Annotated in this window: 20 protein-coding genes; 5 read left to right on the top strand and 15 right to left on the bottom strand. The window is 57.1% G+C overall.

All coding sequences use genetic code 11. The features are described 5' to 3' along the window. Positions 1 to 175 precede the first annotated feature (175 nt). Complete coding sequence (locus tag ACYVDM_RS15225) at positions 176 to 2,446, top strand: ankyrin repeat domain-containing protein (RefSeq protein WP_415792496.1); 2,271 nt, start codon at positions 176 to 178, stop codon at positions 2,444 to 2,446. Between the two features lie 200 nt (positions 2,447 to 2,646). Here the strand turns inward: ACYVDM_RS15225 and ACYVDM_RS15230 are convergent, their stop codons facing one another. The 4 genes from ACYVDM_RS15230 to ACYVDM_RS15245 are packed head-to-tail and all read right to left on the bottom strand — an operon-like array spanning position 2,647 to position 7,658. Further along, on the bottom strand, positions 2,647 to 3,606 hold the full coding sequence (locus ACYVDM_RS15230; RefSeq protein ID WP_415792495.1) for a Bug family tripartite tricarboxylate transporter substrate binding protein: 960 nt from the start codon (positions 3,604 to 3,606) through the stop codon (positions 2,647 to 2,649). A gap of 36 nt (positions 3,607 to 3,642) precedes the next feature. Continuing rightward, positions 3,643 to 4,866 carry a CaiB/BaiF CoA transferase family protein gene (locus ACYVDM_RS15235; protein WP_415792494.1) on the bottom strand — a complete coding sequence of 408 codons (1,224 nt, stop codon included), beginning with the start codon at positions 4,864 to 4,866 and terminating at the stop codon, positions 3,643 to 3,645. 58 nt (positions 4,867 to 4,924) lie between these two features. Continuing rightward, positions 4,925 to 6,070: an FAS1-like dehydratase domain-containing protein gene (locus tag ACYVDM_RS15240; protein WP_415792493.1), complete on the bottom strand. Its 1,146-nt coding sequence runs from the start codon at positions 6,068 to 6,070 to the stop codon at positions 4,925 to 4,927. A 19-nt stretch (positions 6,071 to 6,089) separates the two neighbouring features. Next, on the bottom strand, positions 6,090 to 7,658 hold the full coding sequence (locus ACYVDM_RS15245; protein ID WP_415792492.1) for an acyl-CoA synthetase: 1,569 nt from the start codon (positions 7,656 to 7,658) through the stop codon (positions 6,090 to 6,092). Between the two features lie 163 nt (positions 7,659 to 7,821). On the opposite strand from ACYVDM_RS15245, the gene ACYVDM_RS15250 reads away from it, so the two are divergent. Both ACYVDM_RS15250 and ACYVDM_RS15255 read left to right on the top strand, forming a co-directional pair. Next, positions 7,822 to 8,619, top strand: a complete 798-nt coding sequence (locus ACYVDM_RS15250) for an IclR family transcriptional regulator (RefSeq protein WP_415792491.1) — start codon at positions 7,822 to 7,824, stop codon at positions 8,617 to 8,619. A gap of 2 nt (positions 8,620 to 8,621) precedes the next feature. Further along, a complete protein-coding gene (locus ACYVDM_RS15255) occupies positions 8,622 to 9,041 on the top strand; it encodes a PaaI family thioesterase (protein ID WP_415792490.1) in 420 nt (139 codons plus the stop codon). A gap of 2 nt (positions 9,042 to 9,043) precedes the next feature. Here ACYVDM_RS15255 and ACYVDM_RS15260 read toward each other — a convergent pair whose 3' ends face one another. The 5 genes from ACYVDM_RS15260 to dctP all read right to left on the bottom strand — a co-directional run bounded on the left by ACYVDM_RS15260 (position 9,044) and on the right by dctP (position 14,962). Continuing rightward, positions 9,044 to 10,876, bottom strand: a complete 1,833-nt coding sequence (locus ACYVDM_RS15260; RefSeq protein WP_415792489.1) for an ABC transporter ATP-binding protein — start codon at positions 10,874 to 10,876, stop codon at positions 9,044 to 9,046. Between the two features lie 249 nt (positions 10,877 to 11,125). Then, entirely contained in the window at positions 11,126 to 12,016 is an 891-nt protein-coding gene (locus tag ACYVDM_RS15265) for a phytanoyl-CoA dioxygenase family protein (RefSeq protein WP_415792488.1), read from the bottom strand. Positions 12,017 to 12,144: 128 nt separating this feature from the next. Beyond that, the gene (locus ACYVDM_RS15270; RefSeq protein ID WP_415792487.1) at positions 12,145 to 13,446 is read right to left on the bottom strand and encodes a TRAP transporter large permease; all 1,302 of its coding nucleotides are present in this window, start codon (positions 13,444 to 13,446) and stop codon (positions 12,145 to 12,147) included. Beyond that, positions 13,439 to 13,969, bottom strand: a complete 531-nt coding sequence (locus tag ACYVDM_RS15275; RefSeq protein ID WP_415792486.1) for a TRAP transporter small permease — start codon at positions 13,967 to 13,969, stop codon at positions 13,439 to 13,441. The genes ACYVDM_RS15270 and ACYVDM_RS15275 overlap by 8 nt, the downstream gene beginning before the upstream one ends. A gap of 12 nt (positions 13,970 to 13,981) precedes the next feature. Continuing rightward, positions 13,982 to 14,962 (bottom strand): TRAP transporter substrate-binding protein DctP, encoded by a 981-nt coding sequence (gene dctP / locus ACYVDM_RS15280; protein WP_415792485.1) that lies wholly within the window; start codon positions 14,960 to 14,962, stop codon positions 13,982 to 13,984. A 259-nt stretch (positions 14,963 to 15,221) separates the two neighbouring features. Here dctP and ACYVDM_RS15285 point away from each other — a divergent pair, with 259 nt between their 5' ends. Beyond that, the gene (locus tag ACYVDM_RS15285) at positions 15,222 to 15,404 is read left to right on the top strand and encodes a hypothetical protein (protein WP_415792483.1); all 183 of its coding nucleotides are present in this window, start codon (positions 15,222 to 15,224) and stop codon (positions 15,402 to 15,404) included. A 15-nt stretch (positions 15,405 to 15,419) separates the two neighbouring features. Here ACYVDM_RS15285 and ACYVDM_RS15290 read toward each other — a convergent pair whose 3' ends face one another. The 5 genes from ACYVDM_RS15290 to ACYVDM_RS15310 are packed head-to-tail and all read right to left on the bottom strand — an operon-like array spanning position 15,420 to position 20,718. Then, positions 15,420 to 16,223, bottom strand: a complete 804-nt coding sequence (locus ACYVDM_RS15290; protein WP_415792482.1) for a crotonase/enoyl-CoA hydratase family protein — start codon at positions 16,221 to 16,223, stop codon at positions 15,420 to 15,422. 15 nt (positions 16,224 to 16,238) lie between these two features. Beyond that, positions 16,239 to 17,333: an acyl-CoA dehydrogenase family protein gene (locus ACYVDM_RS15295; RefSeq protein ID WP_415792481.1), complete on the bottom strand. Its 1,095-nt coding sequence runs from the start codon at positions 17,331 to 17,333 to the stop codon at positions 16,239 to 16,241. 2 nt (positions 17,334 to 17,335) lie between these two features. After that, positions 17,336 to 18,484: an acyl-CoA dehydrogenase family protein gene (locus tag ACYVDM_RS15300; RefSeq protein ID WP_415792480.1), complete on the bottom strand. Its 1,149-nt coding sequence runs from the start codon at positions 18,482 to 18,484 to the stop codon at positions 17,336 to 17,338. Between the two features lies 1 nt (position 18,485). Next, positions 18,486 to 19,709: a CaiB/BaiF CoA transferase family protein gene (locus ACYVDM_RS15305; protein ID WP_415792478.1), complete on the bottom strand. Its 1,224-nt coding sequence runs from the start codon at positions 19,707 to 19,709 to the stop codon at positions 18,486 to 18,488. Positions 19,710 to 19,752: 43 nt separating this feature from the next. Further along, positions 19,753 to 20,718 carry a tripartite tricarboxylate transporter substrate binding protein gene (locus tag ACYVDM_RS15310; RefSeq protein ID WP_415792477.1) on the bottom strand — a complete coding sequence of 322 codons (966 nt, stop codon included), beginning with the start codon at positions 20,716 to 20,718 and terminating at the stop codon, positions 19,753 to 19,755. A gap of 275 nt (positions 20,719 to 20,993) precedes the next feature. Here ACYVDM_RS15310 and ACYVDM_RS15315 point away from each other — a divergent pair, with 275 nt between their 5' ends. Then, complete coding sequence (locus tag ACYVDM_RS15315) at positions 20,994 to 21,902, top strand: LysR family transcriptional regulator (RefSeq protein ID WP_415792476.1); 909 nt, start codon at positions 20,994 to 20,996, stop codon at positions 21,900 to 21,902. A gap of 96 nt (positions 21,903 to 21,998) precedes the next feature. Here ACYVDM_RS15315 and ACYVDM_RS15320 read toward each other — a convergent pair whose 3' ends face one another. Continuing rightward, the gene (locus ACYVDM_RS15320; RefSeq protein WP_415792475.1) at positions 21,999 to 22,988 is read right to left on the bottom strand and encodes a Bug family tripartite tricarboxylate transporter substrate binding protein; all 990 of its coding nucleotides are present in this window, start codon (positions 22,986 to 22,988) and stop codon (positions 21,999 to 22,001) included. Between the last annotated feature and the right edge of the window lie 19 nt (positions 22,989 to 23,007).

The raw sequence follows: 23,007 nt of genomic DNA on the forward strand, positions 1-23,007 counted from the left end.
ACGCCCGCCGCCTCCGGCCAGAGGCTTACAACCCACCCTGTGGCGCTCAATCCTCACTGCTATCTCCATCCACCCCGGGCCTCACCAGCCGGTCGGCATTACCATAAAATTCTGCATATTGGAACTCTGGGTATCAACATGGTCACTCATCGTGGTATCCATTGAGGAGGTCCACATGTTCGGTGCCAATCGTTCCACCCCTATTTCCCACCCTGCCATGATCGAGTTCACGACTGCGGAAGCTGACGGCACGACGGTAGGGAACGCATTATTTAACGCCATCGCCAGCGGCAACACCGCTGCGGTCAAGCAAATTCTCGAACGTCCGGGTATCGACCTGAGCCAGGTCAATGATGATGGCCAAACGCCCCTGCACGTCGCGGCAAGGCTCGGCGACGCCGAATCAATAGATGCCTTGATCCGCTATGACAATGAAGGCAAGGCTGTTCTGCGCTGCGATAGTGATGAGTGGCAAGTCAGAATCGCCAGCGCTGAATATTGCCAGGATCCTCTAGCAAGCAGCGATACCGACTTCCTGGACGCCCTCGATAGAGAGGGTTTTACAGCACTGGCGCTCACGGCCCAGGGCGGGCACCTCACGGCAATGCAGGCGTTGCTGGATGCCGGTGCGGACGTCAACAGCATCGTGGTTCCGATCGGAGCAGCCCGTTATGCGACGAAAGCCTTAAGTTTGCCAGTTAGACTCACTGATATATCCCGCCGCCGCGCTCAACGCTCAAATGAATTGGAGAGCGGCCCCGTCAATTCGACGTATCGCTACACCGCGTTGTTGCTTGCCATCAAGAATGGCCATGTTATGGCGATCGATAGACTACTGGCCGCCGGAGCTGCATTGCGCTCCCCCAAACACTGCCCTTATCAGCCTCTGCAAATCGCTGTAATGACTGGCCAGGTGTCCGCAGCGAAACTTTTGATTGCGCACGGCACACCTGTCGACGAGTGGTTAAATACGGTCAAAGAGACGGCCTTGACCCTTGCCGCCACCTACAACCAAGTCGCGATGGTTCGTGCCCTAATCGACGCCAATGCCGACGTACATCACAAAACGTCCATTTCAGATACTGCGCTAACGACGGCGGCGGGTAAGGGTCACGTCGAAGTCATCAAAGAGCTAGTCATCAACGGGAAGGCAAGCATCGAAGGACGAGCCGGGATCCCCCTGAGAACGCCCCTGGGTCTTGCTGCGAGGTGGGGTCACGCCGAGGCGATAACCGTCTTGCTTGATCTGGGCGCACGCATCGACACTACGGATGGAAGACGGAATTCCCCCTTGGTGCTAGCCGTGAAATACGGCCACACCGCTGCGGTTACCACCCTCCTCGAAAGAGGCGCGCTTGACGGCTTGACCCCGGAGGAAGGCCAAAGGTTATTGGTCTACGCTGTCAAATACGACTCGGCAGAGTTGTTCAAGGCGCTACGAGAAGCGAATGTGGATATCGATGTACCCGATACTGCTGGGGTCACCCCCATCATGATTGTCACAAAGAAGAATCGTGCAAATGGGGTAAAGATGCTGCTGAACGAAGGGGCAAACATCGAAGGCAAGGATCAGCGCCACTACACGCCGATGATGATCGCTGCAGCGAACGATCGGGTTGAGATTATCCACATGCTCCATGCAAAGCATGCTCAACTCGAGGTCCGTGCCGTGCACCGACTGTCAAATACTCTGCCGGACGCCAACTCACCGCTCTTGTTGGGGAAAACCGCGTTGCTGATCGCGACAGCTTCCGGCCACGCCGCCGCCGTCGCCGCCCTGCTAAAGATCGGCGCCGATATCGATGCCCGAGACAATTACGGTTCTACCGCCTTGACGCTCGCGACGGAACAAGGTCGCGCTGATATCATTTCAATATTGATCGAGCACGTCGCAAATCTCGAACTCCGAAGTGCCGACAAACTGACCCCCTTTATGATCGCCACCGGTCGCAAAGACATTGCCATTATGCAGCAGTTGCACGCGGCAGGCGCGAATGTCAACGCCACGCATCCTGGCAGGACCACGCTCGTGTTGAAGGCAGTTCAAGAAAACGACATGCCACTCGTCAAGACGTTGATCGATATGCAGGCTGACGTTAACCTGCCCAACGCCTCTGGTTTTTCCCCCTTGAGAGTCTCCATTGAGAATAACGAGCTCCACATGGTTGAACTATTGATCGAGTCGGGCGCGGATGTCAACGCGGGCGATGACAACCAGATCACCCCCTTCATGGTTGCTAACCGCCTGAACCGAGTCGATATGATGCTGACGCTGATAGATGCCGGGGCTGACATACACGCCAAGAGCATTAACGGACACGACGCGAGGACATTTGCGATGGGTGCAAAGGCGCGTGAGGCGCAGGATTTACTGTTCGGGGCACTGGGGCTGCCCGTGGGAATGCCAGTCGTTCCCAATGAGCGTTCAACAATGTCGGGACAGTGATTCGCCACACCTCAGGCTTTGATCAGCGTCCTAGCTGTTGAGCAAAATCGGCCCCCGTCTCCAACCTGGAGCGGGGGCTTGTGCGTTTTGCCGGCCTTCAATGTGCGCGTCACAGGGGATTCTGGCAGCTACGCAAATCATCGCGTAATGCCGGAGGAATCCCCTTCTTTCAGAAAAGGGGGGATGTCAATGTCGTTAAATCAATCCACCTGCAACCCGGCCTCTTTGATCACCGGTGCCCATTTCTTGCGTTCGCTTTGCGCAAACTTGGCCAGATCCCCCGGCGTGCCGCCGGCGGGCTCGTGGCCGAGTTCTAGCAAGCGCTTTTGAACGTCGGGCTGCTTGATGATTTTGGCGATCGCGCCATTCAGTGTCTGGATGGCTTCTTCGGGAGTGCCGTGGGGCGCATAGACACCGTTCCACGCGATCACCTGAAAGCCCTCGACGCCTTCCTCCGCGACTGACGGTATGCCCGGTAAGAGTGCTGACGGCTTGAGAGAGGTGACGGCTAGCGCTGTGATCTTGCCCGCGTCGATCATGGCACGAGATGCGCTGACCGTATCAATGGCTAGTTTGACGCGGCCACCAATCAGATCCGTCAGCAGGGTGCTTGAGCCCTTGTACGGGATGCCGGTAAAGCGGGTAGAGGTTTGCTTTTTCAGCAGTTCCAGCACCAACCGGGCAGTGGTACTGGGCAGGCCGATGTCCACGCTGTCGGGTTTGGCTTTTGCGGCCGCGAGGATGGATTTCACATCGGTGTAGGGTGAGTCCGGCGGCGTCACCAGTACCATGGGAAAGGTGCTGACCAGAATGACGGGATCGAAGTCTTTTTCCGGGTTGAAAGAGACGTTTTTATAGAGGTACTGATTCAGGACATGTGTCCCGTTCGTGCCCATCATGATGGTATAGCCGTCCGGGGCGGCACGTGCGGTCTCGGCTGTACCGATGTTGCCACCGGCACCCGGACGATTTTCGACGACAAATGTTTGGCCTAGAGTTTTGGTTAGGCGTTCCGCCAGAAACCGCGTGGCGACATCCGTACCCTGGCCAGCCTGGTAGGGGACGATCACCCGCACGGGTTTATCCGGATAGGATGCGGCGATGGCGGGCTGACTGACGGACAACGTGGCAAACATCACTGCAATGAACAATCTTTTCATGAGTGTCTCCTGGTGGATGATGAACGACTGTTTTGGTTATGCCTGACTGCCTGGGGAACTGACGCCCGATGGGGCGGATAAAACACCGCGCTGTCGCAACTGCGCGATGTACTGGGGTTCCAGCCCGATTTCGAGCAGAATTTCTTCCGTATGTTGTGCATACCGGGGAGGTAATCCTCCCGGCGTACCCGGCGTACGGCACAGATGGTTCGGCAGTGCGACGCCGTGATAGCCGTCGACGTCAACGCGGGCGGCAGCGGCTTGAGGCTGGGCGAATGCTTGTGGCACAGTGTTGATGGGGCCCGCGGGTACGCCCAATTGCATGAGCTCCTGACAAAGCGTTTGACGTTCTCTTGTCGCGAGACGGTTTTCAATGGCTGCATTCAAATCGCTACGGTGCGTGACCCGGGCGGCATTATTGTCAAAACGGGTGTCCGTGATCAGCTCGGCCAGGCCGATGTAATCGCAGAACCGCCTGAATTGCCTGTCATTCAGAATGCCCAGGAAAACCGGCCCGTCTTTGCAGTTGAACTTGTCGTACGGCGCAATATTGGGATGGGCGCTACCGAGTAATTGAGGCGTCTTGCCGGAATACATCCAGTTGGCGGCGTGTGGGACCAGCAGGCTCAGCGCGGCGTTAAATAGTGTGGCTTCGACACGCTGGCCGCGCTGGCTGAGACTGCGTTCGACGACGGCCATCAAGATGGCCGACATAGCCGTGTAGGCCGTGAGATGATCCACAATCGGAACGCCGATGCGGGTCGGACCGCAGGTCGAGTCGCCGTTGATGCTCATCAATCCGCACATGGCTTGCAGAATGGCGTCGTACCCCGGCATGCCACCCAGTGGTCCCTGATCTCCAAATCCGGAGATCGAGCAATAAATCAAACGCGGGAATTTCTCCGCGAGCACCGTGTCGTAGTCCAGCCGCCAACGAGCCATCGTCCCAGGCAGGAAGTTCTCGACCAGTACGTCTGCATTTTCCAGTAGCCGCAACAAAACGTCGCGGCCTTCGGACTGCGCCAAGTCCAGCGTCATGGCGCGCTTGCCTCGATTGACAGCATGAAAGTACGCCGCCGTCCCCTGGTCGTCGAAAGGGGGACCCAGCGTGCGCGTTTCATCGCCGCTGGGCGGCTCTACCTTGATGACGTCTGCGCCGTTATCTGCAAGCATCTGCGTGCACAGCGGTCCGGCCAAGACTCTGGACAGATCTATCACCCTGAGGCTGTTTAGCGCGCCTTTGTGATGAAGGTCTAGCATGATCGTTACCTCACATGCAGCGAACCCCGGCCGCAACCGGGGCTCTGTGGAGCGGCGTTCAGCCGCGCGAGGGGAGCTCTACGACGCCCGTGCCCAGGACCGATAGTTCGTCATTTTGATTGCGGGCTTCCTGTTCGATCTCGACCAGATGCCGCCCATCCTCGACGTACTTGCGTTTGACGGTGCCCTTGAAGAACAGCATGTCGCCTTCGGGATTGTGACGGCGGATCTTGCAGTGCGACTTGCGCAAAAAGCCGTCATCGCCCATCCAGTTCGTCAGATGGTGGGTTAGCCAAGAGTTACGCTCGGGACCGTAGTCATAAGCGCCCGGGGCGCCTACCTCGAGGGCAAAGTCTTCTTCCCAATGCACACGCTCCGGTACGTCAGGCACGCCGAAGCGATTAGTGATCCCGACGCCGGGATGCGCGTCAATGAGTTGCCACGCCAGCTTATTGGCCCGAATGTACAGCCCGCCCCAACCCTGCGCATACGCGATGAAGCCAGTTACGGTCATTGGGCCTTTGAATAGCACGGGTAACGCTTCGCCTTCGGTGACGTCTTCCCAGTAGCGGGCGCGTGCGCCCCGGACTTCTTCTTGGGCATAGAGTTTGTATGCCTCACGGATCTCTTCTTCGCTATAGCGGTGGGGCTCGCGAGCGCGGACCTCCTTGTATTTGCTGCCTTGTTCGCGCGCATGGTCGCGTTCTGTGCGGAAGCACCAGCTATCGGCCTCCGCCACCTTGTCGCCCTCTTGATTGAAGAAATCAACGTGATAGATTTGCTGGATGGCGCGGCCCGCAAAACGGGTCTCGTGCTCGATCAGGTCTTTCAGATGCGCTTCGGTAGAGATGACGTCATTGCGCTGTACCGGCTTGTGCCACGTCCAGTCCGCACCCGACCACATTGCATGAACGCCGGGCAGGCCACCGACATAGCCCGACACAATGCGGCTGGTCGCGAATAGAAAACTGGGCAGGGCGATGATGCCGCCATATTTTGTCTTGGCAGCATAGTCCGGGTTGCACCACAACGGGTTGTCGTCGCCAATGCCATGTGCGTAGTGGCGGATGTTGTCGCGCGTCGCCTCGTAGCACCATGGTTCGGCGGTAAAACCGATTTTCACGCCGATACGCTCACGTAGATCGGCCAGACCGCGTTCCGTGATCTTGGGAAAGCTTCGTTGAGTTTGAGTTTGGGTCAACATGACGTCTCCGTTTTTATGGTCATTGCACGGCGGCAGCCGTGGCGAGAGGGGCGACTTCTTGATCGCGAAGTTTTTTGCGGTGAATTTTTCCTGCAGGGGTCTTGGGGAGTTCAGCAACGAAAACGACTTGTCGTGGATATTCGTGCTGACTCAATTGGGTTCGTACGGTGTCTTGAATTTCTTGGGTGAACGCGTCATCGCCCAAGCGCGGGCTGACGACAAAGGCCTTGACGATTTGTCCACGCAAGGCATCGGGCACGCCAATGGCTGCGGCCTCGGTCACATCAGGATGCTTGAGAATCGCGTCTTCGATTTCAACGGCACTCATCGTCCAGCCGGCGGAGATGATGACATCGTCGGCGCGCCCCCCGTGCCAGAAATAACCGTCCGCATCGACGCGTCCCAAGTCTTTGGTGGCGACCCATTCGTCGCGTCGCCAGAGCTTGATCTCACCGGTGATGCCGGGCGGGCAGGGCGCGCCGCCAAGGTCTTGGACCTCCACGCGCAGACCGGGTACGGGTTTGCCCAGTGATCCCGGCTTGATCGGAAAATCTGGCGCGCCGGGGTAGTTCACCAGGCAGACACCGATTTCTGTTGTGCCATACATGCTGCCTGCCGGCACACCGAATGTGTCGACCACGAACTCTGCGGTTTCGCTATCGATCGGCTCGCCCGTAAAGGAGAGTTTTTCCAGAAAGTATTGGTAGTTCGTCGCGACGCCAGCGTTGCGCATCATGCGGTAATGGGTCGCAGCGGCAGACATGTTGTTAAAACGATGATCCTGCAGCGCCTTGAGCAAGCGCTCGGCGTGATATTTCCCGCTATAGGCGCCAATGGTCACGCCTAGTGCCAACGGCGCTAGCGTGCCATGCCACAAGCCATGTCCCCAGGCCGGTGACGACGGGCACATGAACCGGTCTCCCGGGCGGATGCCACTGCCGTAGAGTGCGGCGAGCATCAGCGTCACGATAGCGCGATGGCTGTGTTTCACGGCATCGGGCAGCTCGCGCGTGGTGCCGGAGGTGTACTGAAAAATCGCAAAATCATCTGCGCGGCTGTTGCACTCGAAGTGCCCGGCATAGTCGGCTAGACCGGATACAAAATCTGCGCCTGCCACCACGATGTCCAGACCTGGCATGGCGGGCACCTGCGAGGCCTTTTCGGCATTGGTGATCAGTAAGCGAGGGCGGCAGTCGTCGATGCGCAGGCGGATGCCATCGGGACCAAACAAGGTGAACAAGGGCACTGCGATGGCCCCCATCTTGATCGCTCCGAATAGCGCGACGTAGAACTCGCGCGAGGGCTCGAGCATGACGGCTACCCGGTCGCCGGGCTCGATGCCGCGGGCGACCAGCGCGTGAGCAAAGCGCGATGCGTCACGTGATAGCTCGTCGAAGCCCAGCACTTCGTCTTCGCCCGTTGCCTTGATGAGAATGACGGCGGGCCTGCGGCTGTCCGCGTGCCGATCGATGCATTCGTGCGCGATGTTCATGTGCACGCGATCGCCATCGAACAGCTCCCAGAGTTTCTCGGGTGAGCAGTGCTGTTGCGCATCGGCGTAAGTGAGGTATTCCGTCAATGTTGGCATGACGTTCCTGTCTCCTCGTTGGTTTGAGTTCACTTTACGCAGCCCAAATAAAATTGTCAATTACGTTTGTTAATTGTATTAGTACAATTAACAAAAACAGATCGACGATTCAAAAACAGAAAAGCGTCGTATCCTTACCGCAATAGAGGGAGGCAAGAGGTATATGAACGAAGTACAGAGCACGCCCGCCAGATCGGGACCCCGTATCCGCGAAGTGCCCGCCGTGACACGGGCCTTCGCCATCTTGCGATTGCTCGGGCGCGGTGGCGACCCGCTGCCGTTGAAGACCATTTCCGAAGAGCTCGGGATGGTCACGAGTACGTGCCTGCATATACTGCGCGCGCTGGTGAGCGAGGGGCTGGTCAAGGTCGATGTGGCCAGCAAGCGCTATAGCCTGGATGTAGGCATGCTGACATTGGCGCGCAGCGTGATTGAAAGCAGTCCTTTTCCGGCCTTGGCGCAGCCGGTATTGGATCGCCTATCCAAGGAGGCGAACGTCACCGCGATCGGCGTTGAAATCACCAGCCAGGATCATATGGTGGTGTTGGCGTTATCGCGTTCACATGCCCCCTTCCGGTTGCATGTCGATGTCGGTAGCCGTTTTCCGGCCTTGATCAGCGCAACCGGCAGGTTGGTTGGCGCCTATACCACCAGCATGGACGATGCCGAGATCGAACGACGTTTTAAGGCGTTGCGTTGGGATCAGCCGCCAGATATCGAGGCTTGGCGTAAAGACGTCGAGGCAGTGAGAAAAAAGGGCTACAGCATCGATCGGGGAAACTACATCGACGGCGTGACCGTGATTGCCGTGCCGGTCTTCAATGCGCATGACAGGCTTTCGCATTCCCTGGTCGCCGCTGCGCTATCCAATCAACTGCCTGCGTCCAAAACTCAGGCATTAATCAAAGAGCTGCTCATTGAGGCGCAGACCTTATCGACGTTGCTGGCGGCCAGGGCATAACGATGACGCAAAACGTAATTACCGAACAGGCATTACGTGACGATGGCTGGCGCGAACGCACCAGCCAGGGTTTTTCTGCATTGATCGGGCCGATCTGGTCTCGCCGCGAGGAGTCAGTCTGGGCCTATGGAGTATTGACCGGTGACCAGCACGCTAATCCCATGGGGCTCGTGCATGGCGGACTCATCGCGACGCTGATGGATCAAACGGTCAGTATTGCCGCGTGGGAGGCCTTGTCCCGCGAGCCTTGCGTGACGGTGCAGTTGGATATGCACTGCCTTGCCGCGGCGAGGCCAGGGCAGTTCCTGGAGGCACGCGCACGCGTACTGCGTGCCACGAAAAGCCTTGTTTTTGTGCAAGGGGAGATATCCTCGGGCGAGACGTTGATCTCCAGTGGGCAAGCTGTGATGAAACGCGTGTGAGGTTACACTTCCTGCCCGAGAAACCCGCCACTCTGGTGTTGCCACAAATGCGCATAAACCCCGCCGTGGCTCAGCAACTCTGCGTGGCTACCTTGCTCGATAATCTTGCCTTGATCCATCACAATCAATCGATCCATGGCTGCGATGGTCGAGAGGCGATGTGCGATGGCGATCACGGTCTTGCCTTGCATCATTTCGCTCAGGCTTTCCTGGATCGCGACTTCTACTTCGGAGTCCAGCGCGCTTGTCGCTTCATCTAATAGCAAAATGGGCGCGTTCTTGAGCATGACACGTGCGATCGCGATGCGTTGACGCTGCCCGCCGGATAGTTTCACACCACGTTCGCCGACTTGGGTGTCGTAGCCCGTATGTCCGTGTGGGTCGCTCAAACGCTGGATGAATTCATCGGCCTGGGCGTGTATGGCTGCCCTGCGTATGTCTGCGTCGCTCGCGTTGGGGTGTCCGTAGGCGATGTTGTCGCGGATGCTGCGATGGAGCAATGACGTGTCTTGTGTGACCATGCCGATCGCATTGCGCAGGCTGTCCTGCGTCACGTGTGCAATATTCTGACCATCGATGCAGATACGGCCGCTATCGACGTCGTAAAAGCGCAGCAGCAGATTCACCAGCGTCGATTTGCCTGCGCCCGAGCGGCCGACCAGGCCAATTTTTTCTCCTGGTTTGACGGCCAGCTTCAGACCATCCAGGACTTGGCGTTCCCCGTTGTAGTTAAAAGACACTTGATCGAATACGACCTCGCCCTGCGTGACCTGTAGCGTCGGGGCATCAGTCTGGTCCTGGACGGCGCTTTTGCGCGAAAAAGTGGCGATGCCGTCTTGTACTGTACCGATAGCCTCAAAGAGCGAGGTCATCTGCCACATGATCCAGTGGGACATGCCGTTGACTCGTAGAGCCATCGCCGTCACAGCCGCGACGGCCCCTGGACCAATCGCACCAGCGTGCCATAGGTGCAGGCCATAGCCACCCGCCGACAGAATCAGTCCGACGATCAACACCTGATTGGCGATTTCGAATTGACTGACGAGGCGCATCTGGCGGTAGCCCGTGTTTTTGAAATCCTCCATGGCGGCGCGGGCAAAGTGGGCTTCGCGGTGTGTATGCGAGAATAATTTGACCGTGGTGATGTTGGCGTAGGCATCGGTGACCCGCCCCGTCATGGATGATCTCGCATGAGCCTGCTCTTGCGAGACTTTACCCAGCCGAGGGATGAAGTACCGTACCGTGATCGCGTACAGGACAATCCAGACGATGAAGGGAAGCATCAGTCGAATGTCGAAGCTACCCGCCAGGGCAATGATGGTGACGAAGTAAATGCCGATACCGAGCAGTATCTCCGAGACGGTAAACAACACCTCGCGGACCGCCAGCGCGGTCTGCATGACCTTGGTGGTGACGCGGCCGGCAAACTCGTCGGCAAAGAATGATAGGCTTTGCCGCAACATCAGACGGTGAAAATTCCAGCGCAACCGCAGCGGTAAATTGATCGCCAGCACCTGATGCTGAATGACGGTCCGTACCGCGACGAGGCCAATGCTGGCGACCAGCACGATACCAATACTCCAGAGGACGCGGGTCTCTTGCGCAGCAAGGGGCCCCTCGGGATGCCAATCTGACAGAAAATCCACGATCTGCCCCAGGAACGCGAACAGCCACGCTTCGTAGATGGATACGGCCGCACTGAATAACGCCAGCATGGCCAGATAGCGGCGCGCGCCGTGCGAGCAGGCCCACAGGAACCGCAATAGCCCCTTGGGGGCAACAGTGGGGGACTCGGCAGGGAAGGGGTCAAGCAGGTGTTCAATCGGGCGGGGCAAAACAGCCTCCGGAAATGCGAAAAAAGAAGCGGCACTGCTGTTCCCAGCAGGGACGCTTCATTTTTTCAATGAGGTCGGGACAAGATGCCCCCGATTTTACCGGTTAATGTTCTTTTGCCGCCGGGCCGCCCCAAGGCAAAAACGGCCCCCTTTGGGGGGCAGCAAGCCGAAGGCGCAGCGTGGGGGTACTCCCTGCCGCCGGGCCGCCCCAAGGCAAAAACGGCTCCGGGGTGTAAAACCTGCGGAAACTCAGGTGGATTCAGTGTCTTTCTTGAACTGCCATACCGTTCGATAGCCATTTCGCCAATCAGGCGGCATTTCACAAGGACGCGGATCCATACTGGCATAACGTGCCGGCTGGCCTCGAACGATGTCTCCCTGGTGGCGGCTGGGGATAGGGCTAGGCGTATACGCAAAGGAATCCGCAGACGAGTACACCGGCAATAAAAGCAGACGCGGGTCAGGCGATCGATTCGGTGTCGAGCCGTGCACCGTCCGGCAATTGAGCAATATCGTGGTTCCGGGGCCCCCGACCGGCTTGACCGCCATATCGTCAGCCATCCAGCCTAGATCTTCATCACGAATACGAACGACAAAATTTCCGTCATGGTCGTACATGCTATACAGGGGCCCCATGTGGCTGCCCGGAATAAAAGACAGCGGCCCCTGTTCAGGTGTACATCCATTGATGTAGACGCCAACTGTCACCGGGCTATAGTCAGTATGGGGCCAGGCCGGGATATCTTGATGCCAGTCAAAGCCTCGACTACCTTTCCCCGATTTGATGTTGAGCTTGGCATGATGGAACTTGACGTCGGGACCAACGACATCGGCGACCAGGTCAGTCAGCACCGGATCGCTCATGAACTCCCACAGGATCGGATGCTGATCCTGCGGGCTGGATACCCGGTGCAAACGAGGGTTTTCCGGGCTGTGCCCTTCTTCTAAAACGAAGGTGCTATTTGATTCGGTCACTGAGCGACTGTGTTCGATGAGTTCCTCTGTCGCGTGCCGCAGGCGTTTTAGCCATGCCTCTGGCACATATTTTTCAAGGACGAGAAAGCCGTCCGCGAAAAACCGTCTACGCTGCTGCTCGGTCAAGACAATACCTGGGTGTTCGAGTACACGTTCTGGAATCATGTCATCTCCTCCTCGTTCTGCGCCCCATAAGCGCGGTTCAACATGGACAGCCGCCGCTTGATCAGGAGATCAAGCGCAGATACCTCGGTCTTTATGGCTTGTGCAAACATGGATATGGGTAACCTCGATCAATGCATGCCGCTGGGCATCCACAACGCCAGATTCGGAAACCAGTACAACAGGGCGATCAGCACGTACAAGAGCGCGCAGAACGGTAGTGCCCCCTTAATGATGTCGCTTAGGCCTATGCGGGAAATACTCTTGACGACAAAGAGATTCAAACCCGCCGGTGGTGTAATTTGCCCGAGTTCGATCAGCACCACTAACAACACCCCGAACCAAATGGGATCGATGCCATAATCGAGCAAGATCGGATAGAGCAACGGTACGGTAATCACGACCATACCAATACTATCCATCAACATGCCGAGCAATGTGTAGAACACGATGATGACGAGGATCAGTTCGCCACGGGTCAGATCCCAGGCTTCAAGCACATCGGCCAGCTCGTCCGTAATGCCCACCATCCCGATTGCATACGAAAACAAATACGCGGCATAGACGATAAATAGAATCGTGCCACTGACTTGGACTGTCTTGCCCAGCGCCCGACGAAATGCTGCCCAATCCAGGGTGCCCCAGATTTTGCCAATTACGAATGCCAGTAGCGCGCCTACCCCCGCCGATTCGGTCGGGGTCGTGTAGCCAAAGTACAGGCTTCCCATCACCAGTAAAATCAACAACGTGAACGGTAATAGATCACCAGCTAATTGCCTGGACGAGCCAACCGCCTCGATGGAGTCGTGCTCACGCGGAGATAACGTTGGATTCAACAAACACCGGATAGCAACATAGATGGCAAAAAGGCCGCAAAGAACGAGCCCTGGAATAAGACCAGCCATGAACAGCTTGCTAATGGAGGTATCGGTGAAAGTGCCGTAGATGATCAAGGCGATGCTGGGCGGAATCAGGATCCCTAACGTTCCCCCGGCCACGATAGTACCCGCCGCAATGCGTGGACAGTAGCCGCGTTGCTCCAACTGGGGCAACGCGATAGATCCAATGGCAGCCGCAGTCGCTACCGACGAACCACTAATGGCCGAGAACGCCGCACAGCCGGCAACGTTCGTCTGGAGCAACCCGCCCGGCAAAAAGCGCACGAGTTGACTCATCCCTCGATAGACGCGCTGGCTTAGGCCGCTTTCCAGCATGAACTCAGCCATCAGAATGAACAACGGAATGGCAGTCAGCGAAAAGTTATATGTACTGCCCCAGGACACCAACCCCAGTCCGCCAAATCCGTCCCAGCCGCTGGCCATGAAAATATATAGCGCCGCGGTCACCGCGATGGCAAAGGGAATCCACATTCCGCCCACTAGCAGCAGCAGGAATATTCCACCAACGATCAACATCTGTGCGGTTTCACTCATGGCTTGTACCTTTGCGAATGCTGTCCGCACTTCGAATCAGTTGAAGTACCAGAATCATGACTAGCGTGAGTAGTCCCAGCACCATAAAGATTTGCGGAATATAAAGCGGGGTCGCCAGCACGGTGGGCGCCTCTATCTTGCGTTGCCATGAATCATGAACCAAGCGTGCCATCTGCCACAAAAGTATCAGCGATACGCCTAAAGACAGCACATCGAACAACATTTGGACCCAACGCGCAATCCGCGGTGGTAATTTGTTCAAGACGAGTTCGACCCGAAATAATGCCCCTTTGGATAACGCGACTGGCATACCCAAGAAGACAATTGCCACGAGCATATAGCCTGCGACCTCATCCGTGAACATCAACGAGAAATGTAGAAATGATCGGCAGAAAACTTCTGCGCAGATCAGCAACCCCAATGCGACTACGATGAACTCGATGAGTATCTTTTCAAAGTCAATGACGGACTCCAGCGCTCGGAGTACGAACGAACGCTGATATGAAGGCTCATTATGTTGCATGGCGTACCTCGCTCAGCGGTTCAGGACGGCACGGACTTTTGCTAGCGCTTCGACGGTTTCGGGGCCTTGCTGCTTGGCCCACTGATCCCAATAGGGTTCTATCATGGCAGTCGCTTTATCGATATCCGCCTGCTGAGGATCGACGATCTTCATGCCGGCCTCACTGAATGACTTTCCGAGCGCATCTTCTTCGCTGAGAAGGCGTTCGGTCGTGAGGGGCGACATCTTTGCCACTTTTTCCCGGATCGCGGCTTGCGTCTCTGCGCTCAATCGTTCAAAGGCCTTCTTGTTGACGATATATAAACCGTCGAAGTAATTCACCGGAAAACGATAGTTGTATTTCAGCGAATCGCGCCATAACCGGCCGCCACCGGAGTTTGCTGTCAGCGCACCATCGACCGTACCTGATTGCAGTGCGGAGGCAACCTCGGGGGTGCCCATGGAAATCGGGATACCGCCAAAGCGCGAGATAAATTCAGATTGCTCGGGCGAGGTCACGCGAATTTTTTGATTGCGAAAATCCTCTGTGCCGGCCAAGGGCTTGGCTGAGTATGCCGTCTGATGAGGGTAAATATACCGTCCCAATACGATCACCCCCTGCCGTTCGAACTCCTTCTCAATATAGGGTTTAAGTACTTCGACCGCCTGGTCGTATTCCTGAGGGGTATGAAGCAGCATGGGCAAACGCAGAATACCCGCGACCTTTACGTTTCCTAAAAAGAATCCGTCTTCGGCGATTTGAATGGATCCATTGCCGACGGCTTGTGTAATATTGGCCGCCTGGATAGGCAAGGAACCGCCTAGTCGCAAGCGAATCTTGAGATCGTCGCCCACTTCATTCTGTATGGCATTCAGGATCTCGCGAAAACTCTTGACCGTCGCCATTGTGTCTGACGGGCCATAGGTGTAGGCGGTCCAGGTGGCAGCATAGCTGACCGAAGAGGTCACAAAAGCGCCGGCGATGATGGCGAGTGCGATGCCGAATTTACGCATAACTGTCTCCGAATAGTTGTAATTGATGTCACTATCATGTGTACAAGAACTGCCTGGAACAATATGCAGCCCGTATGCCCTGGGCTAGTGCTTCGATGAACGGTATGACCAACTCACGCTTCTCATTAGTGATTTTTTTCGTTACGGCACTTCGATTTATCGAATCTATTGGGTGCCTGACGTCGGGCAACCATCGACCAAATAACTGCTGTCATATTTGCATTGCACAATAGAGGCCTCTGGCAACTAGGAGACTGTCGTGCAACCGTACTCTTACCGTCAAATTGCTTCTGACCTCGTGCTCTGGGACGAGTATGTCAACAACTTTGGCGATCTGACCGATGATCAATTTCGTGCGATGACGATCGAGCAGCGAATCGCGATGATTACGCGGGCCTATGGCCCGGAACGTCAGGCGATGTGTGCCGTCGCCATGGCTTGACACACAACGCTGGCGTCAGTGCGCCTGGTAGTGGGGCGAACGCTTTTCAAGAAATGCCGCGACGGCCTCGTCGTGATCTTTGGTGTGATGAGCGAGCGCCTGATAGGCAGCGGCGAGCTCTAGCGATGACTGTAGTGACGCGAACTGACTCTCGCGCAGTAGCCGTTTGGTCAATCGCAGTGTTAGCGGAGGTTGCTCCGCAATCCGTCGTGCCATAGCCTGCGCCTCGGCAAGCAGCGTATCGCCCGGGACGATTCGTGTGATCAGCCCGATTTCACGAGCTTCATCGGCCTTGATGCGATCACCCGTCAGCATCAGTTCTAATGCTTTGGGCGCACCGAGTACGCGTGACAGCAGCCAGGCCCCACCGTCGGCAGGAACGATACCCAGCTTGATAAAGCTCGCGGCAAACAGGGCGCTGTCCGATGCGATGCGTATGTCGCACATGCACGCCAAATCCAGGCCGGCTCCAATAGCCGGACCATTGATGGCGGCGATGGTCGGTACATTCAGGTGATACAGCGCCAGCGGGATCTGTTGTATTCCCCGACGATAGGCCTCGCATACTTGTACGGGCGAGCCCGCCGAAAAACTCTTTTTATCGCGCATGTGTTTCACATTGCCGCCGGCCGAGAAGGAGGATCCGGCACCGGTGAGCACGACTGCCCGTACGGTGTCATCGCGTTCGAGGCGATGGCAGGCTTGGACAAACTCCAGCATTTCATGCTCTTCGGATAGGGCGTTGCGCTGTTCCGGACGGTTCATCGTTAGCGTGACGACGCCATGCTCATCACGTTCCTCGATTAGAAAGTCGGTCATTTTTTTCAGATCCAGTTAGAGATTGAGATTGAGTTCGCCCGAGGTGGCGATGGGCCACCATGCTTGAGGGCCTGCGGCGCATACCGCTTGGCCTAAGCGGAGTGCCCACCAGCCTTGCGAGCCGTATTCACTGCGCCATGACCACAACCTGCGTGTTGCGTATTGCAGGCTATGCTCGTAGGTGAAACCGATTGCCCCATGGACGGCGTGGGCCAGGGATGCTGCTTTGCCAGCCGCCCGGCCTGAGCGGATCTTGGCCGCGGCGATCGCCAGGCCGGCCTCGCCCTGGTCTGCTTGCTCAAAAGCGTAAGCCGCTGCGGTGGCGACGGCTCCCGCTTCGCAGCCCAGCTCCGCGATATGGTGTTGGATTACCTGAAATTGTGCCAGCGGGCGACCAAACTGTATGCGCTCGGTGGAATACGCTAATGTTTGTTCCAGGATGCGTTCGATGGCTCCGGCCATTTGAGCAGTTCGCAGCATGGCGCCATAGCGCATGACGGCGGCTCGGCCGAGATTGGGTGCCGAACGCCATTCTTGTATTGGAGCTTCTTTCAGTGTCAGTGTGTCGCGTGGTTCTCGTGCGATATTCAGCGCCGCCTGCGCCGAGAACGCCGATTGGCCCAAAGCACGCATCTGCGTGAGGTCGATCCAGCCCATGTGCGGGACGCTGTCGATTTCGGTGATTAGTACGAGGCGTTGTGCTTGGCTTGAAAACGGGATGTTCTTTAGCGATGCCGTAATGGCAGCGCCGTTGTCGTTGAGTGTGATCGCGCTGGCGTTGGTCGATCCGATCGTCATGACGACGTTCCCATCTGTCTGCGCGCAGCCTGCGGTTTCTAAGACATAATTTGCCAACAATGTCTCGGCCAACGGTACGGGTACGGTATACCGGCCTGTGGCGTGCAGTAGGGGATACACCTGCCCCCACGACAGATTGCTGCCGCCGACATCGTCGGCACGCATCGCCAGCGTGAAGCCCTGGTCTGCCACTGCGTCCCACAACGCTTGTGGAAATTCACCGGCCTCTGCACGCTGGAGAACGTCGCTGGTGACGAGATCACTGAACAGCGCGTTGGCGCTGTCTTGCAGCATGGATTGAATATCGTCCATGATTATCTTGCTCCCAGTCCGCGCGCGATGATGCCTCGCAGGATTTCTCGAGTACCGCCACGTAGCGAAAAAGACGGCGTGACTTGTGTCAGATAAGCCAGCACTTGCGCGCCATCGGGGCCGCTGTTGACGCGTGGTTCGATGTCGAACACCGCGTGCGCCACTTCCGGCAGCGCCTGTTCGAATAGGGTTCCCAGATCCTTGACGCAGGATGCTTCCACTTGAGGGTCCTCTCCACGTTCCAGACGTCCCGCTATGGTCAAGGACATCTGGCGAAGCGTCACGACATCGGCCATGAGTCGGCCTATCGCTTCGATCGCGCGATGGTCGCCGTGTTGATTCGCCCATTCGACCATCACGGTTAATAGCGCGGCTCCGCTCAGGTAACGTTCGGGCCCACTACGTTCAAAAGCCAGCTCGGCCATGACTTGCGCCCAACCTTCTCCGGCGGTGCCGATTAACTGATCGTCCGGAACGAACACGTCTTCGAAGACAACTTCGTTGAAATGTGCGTCGCCTGCGAGGTCACGGATAGGGCGTACGGTGACGCCGGGTGCCTGTAGATCGATGATGATCTGCGAAAGGCCTCCATGTCTTTGGCTGCCCGGTGTCGTGCGCACCAGCGCGATCATCCATTGGCAACGGTGAGCGTTGGTGGTCCAGAGCTTGGTTCCATTGACACACCATCCCCCTTCCACTGCTTCGGCGCGCGTGCGTGTCGCGGCGAGGTCGGATCCCGAGTCGGGTTCGGACATGCCGATGCAGAAATAGGATTCGCCTCGCGTGATGGGCGGCAGGAAGCGTTGCTTTTGTGCCTCGGTGCCATAGCGCAGAATCAGAGGCCCGCTTTGGCGGTCGGCCGTCCAGTGAGCGAGCACGGGTGCTCCTGCAGCCATGAGTTCTTCGGCCAAGACATAGCGCTCGAGTGCGCTGCGTGCTTGTCCGCCGTACTCGCGTGGCCAGGTCATGCCGATCCAACCCTTGCGGCCAAGCGCGCGGGTGAATTCGGCATCGAATCCCATCCAGGACATCATGCGGCTGGTAGGGGAGAAATCAGGACCTAATGTTTCATGCAGAAATTCGCGAATTTCACGACGCAGATCGTCGGTCGCCGGTGGTAGGCCGATGGGCATGAACCTGTTGGACCACATGCTATAGCACCCCCTGAGTACGAAGCTGATCGATCTCGGCGTTCGACATGCCAAGCACGTCACTCAATACGAGATCTGTATGTTGACCCAGCAATGGTGGTGGATCACCATATTCAATCGGATGCGTGGTAAAGCGTATGGGGTTGGCCACGAGTGGAACGGTCGCACCCACGGGATGGCGCAAATCCATGCGCATGCCGCGATGCAGGACTTGTTCGTCTTCGAATGTTTGATCGAGTCGATTGATCGGCCCACAGGGCACGGCATTGCGTCCCAGCTCTTCGCACCACGATGCGGTGGTGCGAGTTTGCATCGCCGCGGCAATGAGGGGCGCCAATTCGTCGCGATGGGTCACTCGGTCCGCATTCGTGCGAAAGCGCGCGTCCGTGCTCAGGTGATCTAATCCTGCCAGACGGCAGAAGCGCTGGAACTGCCCGTCGTTGCCGATTGCCAGAATGACGTGGCCGTCCTCGGTCGGAAATGATTGGTATGGAACCACGTTGGGATGGGCGTTGCCGTAGCGTTTGGGGATGGCACCGGAAATCAGGTAGTTTTGGGCCTGGTTCGACAGCATGGCGACCTGGCAGTCGAGCAGCGCCATGTCAATGTGCTCGCCAACACCGTGTCGATCGCGTCGCGCCAGCGAGGCAAGAATGGCGACGCAGGCGTACATGCCGGTCATGAGATCTGCTACGGGGACGCCCACTTTTTTGGGGCCGCCGCCAGGCACATTGTCTGCCTCTCCTGTCAGGCTCATTAGTCCACCCATACCCTGGATCATGAAATCGTATCCAGCGTGGCCGCGCATCGCGCCTGTCTGGCCAAACCCCGTAATCGAGCAGTACACAAGGTCCGGCTTGATAGCGCAGAGCGATGCGTAGTCCAATCCGTAACGTGTCAGGTCGCCGACCTTGAAGTTTTCAATCACGACGTCCGCGGTGGCGACCAGGCGGCGAACCAGTTCCTGACCGTCAGGCGTCGCGATATCGATTGTGACTGATCGCTTACCGCGATTGGCACACAGAAAGTAGGCAGTCTCGGAGGTATCGTGGCCGTTGTCGTCTTTCAGAAAGGGAGGGCCCCAGCCTCGGGTGTCGTCGCCATGCTGAGGGCGCTCCACTTTGATGACTTCGGCCCCCAGATCGGCCAGCGTTTGCGCGGCCCACGGGCCTGCCAGAATTCGCGAAAGATCGATGACTCGCAAATGAGAAAGCGCTCCGGACATCAAGCGACTCCTGCCAGGTAGAAGAGAAAGGGAATGAGTACGGTCATTGCTGTACCTCGCTGGCTTGTTTGCGATAGCGCTTTTGCTCTTCGGCAATGCGTTTTTCCCATTCATCGCCTGCCAAGAATGCAAGGAAGGGGGCATCTACTTTGGCGGCTTTCAAGTACTCGGGATCCGCCATGGCGTCCTTGATGCTCTTTTGCAGGCGCGCGACAATTTCCGCAGGTACGCCCTCAGGCATGGCGAATCCGCGTTCGGCCGTCATTTCCACGCTCAACCCATTTTCGAATGTGGTCGGTACCTGCGGCAGCGACGGTAGACGTTGAGGGACAAACTGGGCCAGCAATTGCAGTGGAACTGCTTCGGAATCGGCGTTTTGTACTTCCGAGGCAGAGACAAATGCCAGATCGATATGGCCACCGCCGAGATTCACTTTCTGTTCTGCGGTGCCCTTGAAGGGAATCGCGTTGAATTGCACATTGGCGGCGTCTTGCATACTGAGCATGGCAAGGTGGCCATTGGTTCCGATACCGTTATGGCCTGCCGACAACGTCCCGGGTTGAGCGGACAGTTGCTGGATCATCTGCTTGAAGTCGTGGGGTCCCTTGTCTTTGCGAGCGACCAATACCGTAGGGTCGGACATGACGCGGGCGACTAATTGAATCTTGGCAGGATCGTAGGCCGCTTTCCTGTACATGGGCAGGAAGAAGTAGCCCGGTAGATTGACGATGGCCGTCGTATAGCCGTTTGGATCGGACCGCTGCATATGGGATACGGCCAATTCGCCCGAGGCGCCTGGACGATTCACGATCACGAGCTGTGATTTGCCGCCGAGATGTTTTTGAATATAGGGCGCCAGCGTGCGCGTCATGACGTCGGTGGTGCCACCCGCGGCGAATCCCACCACGATCTCGATAGGACGGTCGTCCGGCCAGGCAGCGTGAGCAGATTCCTGAGCAACGGTCAGGCACAAGACTGCCGCCAGGCAGAGCCACGGGTGCTTTCTCATTTCGTCTCTCCATTTGTTGTTGTATTTGCCGTATTCCGGCCTGGAAAGAGTAGGCACTTGCGCGCCGTACGAAAAGCGATTTTTTTTAAAACTGATATATTCAAAAAACGACTGTATTGATGTGCATCAGAAAATCTGATGTCATTTGCCCACTATGTCGTTTGCTTCCGATTTCAGTGTTCCGTTATCGAGTGTTATCGCACACGTGTTGGTTGCATTGTTGATGACCTACATCATGGTAGGTACGTCATATTCCTTTTGTGCTGAGGGCACGCATGACTCTGAAGCAGATTGAAGCCTTCTATTGGGCTGCCACGCTGGGCAGTTTTGGCATTGCCGCAGCCCGCCTGCACATTACTCAGTCCTCGTTGTCCAAACGTATTGCCGAACTGGAAAGCGAGTTGGGTCGGGCGTTATTTGATCGCAGTGCGAAAAAGTCCGTACTCACCGAGGTGGGAGAGCGGCTTTTGCCGCGTTGCCGAGCTGCGTTGGATTTGATTGAGGCGATCAGCCATCACGACGATGCGTCGGATGAACGTGCGTTGACCGGTACTTGCAAGTTCGGCATCAGTGAGCTCTCGGCATCGACGTGGTTGCCTCGTTTTGTCGATCGGGTGCGCGCGTCATATCCCAAGCTGATGCTTGAGCCTCAGGTTGTGTTGACACGTCAGTTGGAGCGCCTCGTCCAAAGAGGTGAACTGGATTTCGCCGTGATTGCGGGTACGCCGGCCAGCTCATCCATCGACAGTCAGACCGTCGCGCGAGTTTCGTTTTCATGGGTTGCGTCTCCCCGTTTTGCGCGTGCGGGACAGACTCTGGTGGCGAAAGATTTTGGCAGTCTGGACATCCTGACGCATCCTCCCGAGTCGGGATTAGCGACCGTGTTCAACAGTTGGCTGACGGTGCATAATTTAAAAGTCCGGCGAGCGATTGTTTGCAACAGCCTGACGACAATTACCGGTCTGACGGTATCGAATATGGGGTTGAGCTTTCTGCCCAGCGACTATGTGCAGCCGCTTGTCGAGCGCGCCAAGCTGGTGACCCTGCATAGTGAGCCAGCGCTTCCCATGCTGGATTACAACTTCATCTGGCTCCGTGATGATATTCGCCCCATGACGCATGTGATGAAGAAGCTGATTTTGTCGTCAATCGATTTTTCGATTCCGAACGAATTATGGCTTTAGCCAAAATTAAAACCCTCGTCCCGAATAGTCGAGCGAGGGCTTTTTTCCCGATATAGGATCCAGATCAGATCCTATTCGATTGCGACGTGGCGATTGTCACTGCGCGGGAGCGCGGCCATTTTGCTTGAGCTCGGCCGCCAGTTTGGTCAAGGGCGCTTTGGCGTCATCGATATCCTTTTGCCACGCTGGTCCAGGCTTGTAGGCGAGGATGGCGGAGAAGGACTTCGCCGCTTCGAGGAAGCCGGGGTCTTTCAAGGCTGCTTCCAGCGCAGCTTGCAGTTTGTCGCGAACATCGGTGGGCACCCCTTTGTCCACGGCCAGTCCGCGATCGGAAGGCACGACCACGTCGAATCCCTCTTCTTTCGCTGTCGGCACGTTCGGCAGCATGGGCGCACGTTCCTCGACAAACTGGCCCAAGATGCGCAGCTTCTTCTGCTCGCCGGCGGGATTTGGCACAGCGGTGTGGCTGGCAAAAATCATATCGACGTGGCCACCCATCAGGGCGACCTTCGACTGTCCTGTTCCCGCAAAGGGCACCTCAGTAAAGGATGCGCCGCTTTCTAGCATCAGAATATTCAGTGCGACGCCGCCGTTGCTGCCCAAACCGTTCTGGCCAATGGAGACGCTCTCGGGCTTGGCTTTTACCGCAGCGACCAGTTCTTTTAGGGTCTTATAGGGACTGTCATCGCGCACTACCAGCAGGGTCGGATCGCTAACGACGCGACCGATCAGGGCAAACTGGTCTGGGTCGTAAGGGGTCGACTGCACCAATGGCATGAAGTTCATGGGTGGCGTGTTGACCATTGCGACGGTGTAGCCATCCTTGGATGCTCGTTGCACGTAAGCGTTGGCAATCGCTCCTGATGCGCCCGGCTTGTTGACGACGACGATGTTGGCCGTGTCGGACAGGTGTTTTTGCATGAACGGCGCCAGCGTGCGTGCCAGTACGTCCGTTTCGCCGCCGGCGGAGAAACCGACAACCAGTTCGATGGGTTTGTCATTGGGCCAGGCAGCCCAGACGGAGGTACAGGCGGTCGTGCCGAGCAGGGCGGTTGAGTATATCGCTGCGCGTATGGGGAATTTCATCGTTATTCTCCTTCCTGAT

This window comes from Bordetella tumulicola, from assembly GCF_054779135.1.